The sequence below is a fragment of the Pseudoxanthobacter sp. genome, from assembly GCF_036822375.1.
Taxonomy (GTDB): Bacteria; Pseudomonadota; Alphaproteobacteria; order Rhizobiales; family Segnochrobactraceae; genus Pseudoxanthobacter.
Genome location: NZ_DAISHT010000256.1, coordinates 1 through 4,343 on the forward strand (window position 1 = coordinate 1; position 4,343 = coordinate 4,343).

Here is a 4,343-nt window from a genome sequence, read left to right on the forward strand (position 1 = left end):
TCATCAACTCGTTCTCGAAATATTACTGCATGACCGGCTGGCGCGTCGGCTGGGCGATTCTGCCGGAGCGGCTGGTGCGTCCGGTGGAGCGAATCGCGCAGAATCTGTTCATCTCCGTGCCGGAGCTTTCGCAGCGCGCCGCGCTGGCCGCCTTCGAGGCGACCGGGGAACTGGAGGCGGTGAAGGCCGGCTATCGCCGCAACCGCGACATCCTGCTCGCCCGGCTGCCGGAAATCGGCTTTGACGAGATTCTGCCCGCCGACGGCGCGTTCTACGTCTATGCGAGCGTGCGCCGTTTCGCCAACGACTCGCTCGCCTTCGCCCGCTCGATGCTGGCCCATGCCGGCGTTGCCGCAACCCCCGGCGTCGATTTCGACCGCGCCCGCGGCCACGGCTACATCCGCTTCTCGGTGGCCGGTTCGGAACAGGAAATGCACCGCGCCATGGACAATCTGGAGCGCTGGCTCGGCCGCAACGGCTGAGCGCGGGCCGCGGGGCAGGGGCGACATTTGCGGTGCCATCCACGGCAAAATGCGGTGTTTGCCCTTGCCCTCCCGGCTTCGGGACGATAGTAACACCGCCAGTCGGAGCGTAGCGCAGCCTGGTAGCGCACCTGCATGGGGTGCAGGGGGTCGGAGGTTCAAATCCTCTCGCTCCGACCATCTTCCCCGGAAGATCTTTCCCCCTGAAAATCCGGTTCGTTCTGTCCGTCCGTTCGCGGGCGGCTTTTTCGTATGCGCGCTTTTTGTTGCTGGCGGTTCTCGTTGTGCCCGATGCCATTCGGCAGTCCGGCCGCACGATTTCCCCCTGCTGCGCGATGCAGCCCGTCCGCATGGGGCTGGCCCGATGCCGGCGACCGGGCCCGGGCGGCCGGCACCTCTCCCTCCGGCGACGATCGTCGCATCGTCCGGCAGCATCCTCTTGCCGGGGCGGCATCGTGTGTGGCGCACGCCGGTGTGGAAAACGAGCAGGGGGCTTGCGCACCCCGTTTGGAGCCCTTAGAAAGCCCGCCAGCGGGGTGACGTGGCGGAGTGGTTACGCAGCGGACTGCAAATCCGTGTACGCCGGTTCGATTCCGGCCGTCACCTCCAACCTGCCTTCGCAGGCCATGGCGGTTCGCCGCCGCACCTTGGGCCCGTAGCTCAATGGTTAGAGCCGACCGCTCATAACGGTTTGGTTGCTGGTTCGAGTCCGGCCGGGCCTACCAATCTCTTCAGCCAATCTCTTCAGAATGTCAGTCAGACGGTTCAGTTTGCAGACGGGTTCAGTTTGCAGCCGGCGGCATTTTCCGTTCGGCCGGGTCCGGGCTGGCGCGGGCGGAAGTTGCTGGCAGCCTGATCGCCCCGCCGGACGCCTGTCCGATCGATCCGGACGCATCGCAGCGCAGGTTGCCCGCGATACCGGGCTTATCGGCCGCCGATAAGCCCGTGCGCCATCGCAGAGGCCTCGAAGCAGGGCTGCACCTCGTTACCCATCCGACTTCGACGTGAAGCCGATTCCTTCAGAACGCGACCTTACTTCTTGCCTCACTTCTTGCCTCCGCTCCCGACGGCGGCGGCCAGGCGCCGGCAGAACCCGACGGCGGTGCCCCGGCACAAACGAAAAGCCCCGCGCACCGGAGGGTGGGCGGGGCTTTCTGCGCCGGAGCGGAATGCACCGCTCACCAGTTGGAAATCACGTTCTTGACGCCGTTCGCGGCACCCGCGACGCCGCCGGCGATGCTGCTGGCGATGATGCCGGCGGGGCCCCCGAAGACGCCGATCTTCCAGCTCGACTGGATGGCGGAGGCGGTCGAATCTGCGATCGTTCCGACGATATCGCCGAAGCTCATGCCGCCGTTCACGGCTTCGAGATCGGCATCGCTCAGGGTGCGGGTTTCGATTTCGGTGTTCATTGCCGTCATCCTCTCGTTCAGGGCCGATGGCCCGTCGTTTCGGTGAGAGGAGATTTAGGCCGGCCGGCTGACACCAGCCTTACAGGCGGCGAGTCTTCAGGCGGGCTGAAACCGGCCGGTGCGTGGCGCGCACCGCGCAGCCGCCCCGCAGTCCCGCCCACGGCGGCTGCGGGCCGCCGCCGCGCCGGCGGGCGGGCGGACGCGCATCCGGTCTTCACCCGGCCGCGAAACGAAAAGCCCCGCGCACCGGAGGGTGGCGGGGCTTTCTTCGTCTGCAGGGGAGGCGATCCGCAGGGGAGGCGGTCGGCGGTCTTTTCAGGTCCCGACCACGACGCGCCCGAAGCCCTCGGCGCTCTTGCTGTCGGGGATGAACGCACCGCCGACAAAGCCGCCGATACCGGCAATGACGCCACCGATGACGCCGCCAGCCGGGCCGCCGATGACGCCGCCATAGGCGCCGCCGGTCACGGCACTCATGCCGCCCAGCGCGAGGGCGTTTTTCAGCCCGCCGCCGTGGGCGGTTTCAAGGGCGGCATCGTTCAGGGCAACGGATTCGATGATGGCGGTCATTGTCGTGGTCCTCTCGCGCGGGCCGGCGGCCCGTCATTTCGGTGAGAGGCGTTCTAGGCGCGGCCGCTGACACCAGCCTGACAAGGCAGGGACGATGCCGGCGGGCGGCCCGCATCGGAACGGCTCAGGCCCCTGTCAGTTCGCGCCGGGCCGAGGAGGCGCGGAACGACGACCGCGTCACGCCGCGGGCCTTCGCCGTCTCGTCGATTGCCCGCAGCAGCCCGCGCTCCATGGAACTTCGCGGACAATGGCGGTCGGCGGCGCGCGGAAGGCATGGCGGCGTGCATCTGAAACCTGCGGGGGGCGACGGCGGCGGGCTGCGCAAATCCGCCTATCGCCGGCGGACAATGCGGCCTACCTTGCCCGCGGTCCGCGGCTCTTCATGCCCGGACGAAGGAGGAAGCCATGAAGGCCGCACGTTGGTACAAGGCGAAGGACATCCGGGTCGAGGACGTGCCGGAGCCGGCGGTTGCGCCGGGTCGGGTCAAGATCAAGGTCGCGTGGACGGGGATCTGCGGCAGCGACCTGCATGAATATGTGGCGGGGCCGATCTTCGTGCCGGTGGGTGCGCCGCATCCGCTCAGCCATGAGCAGGCGCCCATCATCATGGGCCACGAGTTTTCCGGCACGGTGACCGAAATCGGCGCCGGTGTGACGCGCGTCGCGCCCGGCGACCGCGTGGTGGTGGAGCCGATTCTGGCCTGCGGGCATTGCGCGGCCTGCCGCAGCGGCAAATACAATCTCTGCGACTCGCTCGGCTTCCACGGCCTTTCCGGCGGCGGCGGCGGCTTTGCCACCTGCACTGTGGTCGACGAGCGCATGGTCCACCGCATGCCGGAGGGACTCTCCTTCGAGCAGGGCGCGCTGGTGGAGCCCGCGGCCGTGGCGGTGCACGCGGTGCGCCTCAGCAGCCTCAAGGTGGGCGGCACGGCGGCGGTGTTCGGCGCCGGCCCGATCGGCCTGCTGATCGTGGAAGCGCTGCGCGCGGCCGGCGCGGCCGCCATCCATGTCGTGGAACTCTCCGCCCAGCGGCGTGCCAAGGCGGCCGAGCTGGGGGCGACTTCGGTGATCGACCCGTCTCAGGAAGATGCCGTGGCCCGGCTGCGCGAGCTGACCGGCGGCGGCGTGGATGTGGCCTACGAGGTCACGGGCGTGCCGGCCGTGCTGCGCCAGTGCATCGACTCCACCCACTTCGAGGGCGAGACGGTCATCGTCTCGATCTGGGAGAAGGACGCCTCGTTCCAGCCCAACACGGTGGTGCTGAAAGAGCGGGTGGTGAAGGGCATCATCGCCTACCGCGATATCTTCCCGGCCGTCATGCAGCTGATGACGCGCGGCTATTTCAGCGCCGACCGTCTGGTGACCAAGCGCATCAGGCTGGATGACATCGTGGAAGAAGGCTTCGAGGCGCTGGTGCGCGAGAAGCAGCACATCAAGATTCTGGTCGAATCCCCGGCCTGAGGAAAAAGGCGGGGGGAAGGGGATCACCCTTCCCCCCGCCAGCCCCGTTCACAGACAGTGCGGGGGAGACGGTGCCCGCAGGGCCATTCCCGACCCGTTGCGGCGTGTCCCGGCGCGCACCGCCGGGCCGGTCTGTGGGGCGCAATTTCGCCCCTGAGAATGACGGCTCCGATTCCTCCCGGTGCGCGGGCGCGGGGCTGAGACCGAGCGTTCGCCGGCCCGGCCGGGGCGCAGGCGTCTGCGCGCGGGCGTGCCTCGTGCCGCCGCGCACAGGGCGGCCGGCATTGTCCTCGCGGTGCGGCGGGCATTCCCGGCCCGGAGAGCGACTGCTGCAAACGGTCCGGCCGGTGGTGCCGCGGCCCGCGATCAGCGCTTTGCAGGCATGACGGGAGAAGCCACAGGGCAGCCGCTCTGCAGC

General features: G+C 68.8%; 4 protein-coding genes and 3 tRNA genes. 5 read left to right on the forward strand and 2 right to left on the reverse strand.

What is annotated here, in order from left to right:
* The 4 genes from V7067_RS15925 to V7067_RS15940 form a co-directional block, all read left to right on the forward strand.
* Nucleotides 1-482, forward strand: a 482-nt coding sequence (locus V7067_RS15925) for an aminotransferase class I/II-fold pyridoxal phosphate-dependent enzyme (protein WP_334176885.1), incomplete at its 5' end; no start/stop codon positions are given.
* Nucleotides 483-585: 103 nt separating this feature from the next.
* Nucleotides 586-662 (forward strand) — tRNA-Pro (locus V7067_RS15930).
* A 355-nt stretch (nucleotides 663-1,017) separates the two neighbouring features.
* Nucleotides 1,018-1,091, forward strand: a tRNA-Cys gene (locus V7067_RS15935).
* A gap of 40 nt (nucleotides 1,092-1,131) precedes the next feature.
* A tRNA-Ile gene (locus tag V7067_RS15940) sits at nucleotides 1,132-1,207 on the forward strand.
* 453 nt (nucleotides 1,208-1,660) lie between these two features.
* Here V7067_RS15940 and V7067_RS15945 read toward each other — a convergent pair.
* Nucleotides 1,661-1,894: a hypothetical protein gene (locus V7067_RS15945; RefSeq protein WP_334176886.1), complete on the reverse strand. Its 234-nt coding sequence runs from the start codon at nucleotides 1,892-1,894 to the stop codon at nucleotides 1,661-1,663.
* A 315-nt stretch (nucleotides 1,895-2,209) separates the two neighbouring features.
* On the reverse strand, nucleotides 2,210-2,464 hold the full coding sequence (locus V7067_RS15950; protein WP_334176887.1) for a hypothetical protein: 255 nt from the start codon (nucleotides 2,462-2,464) through the stop codon (nucleotides 2,210-2,212).
* A gap of 405 nt (nucleotides 2,465-2,869) precedes the next feature.
* Between V7067_RS15950 and V7067_RS15955 the strand changes: the two genes are divergently transcribed.
* Nucleotides 2,870-3,925: a 2,3-butanediol dehydrogenase gene (locus tag V7067_RS15955; protein WP_334176888.1), complete on the forward strand. Its 1,056-nt coding sequence runs from the start codon at nucleotides 2,870-2,872 to the stop codon at nucleotides 3,923-3,925.
* Nucleotides 3,926-4,343: the final 418 nt, after the last annotated feature.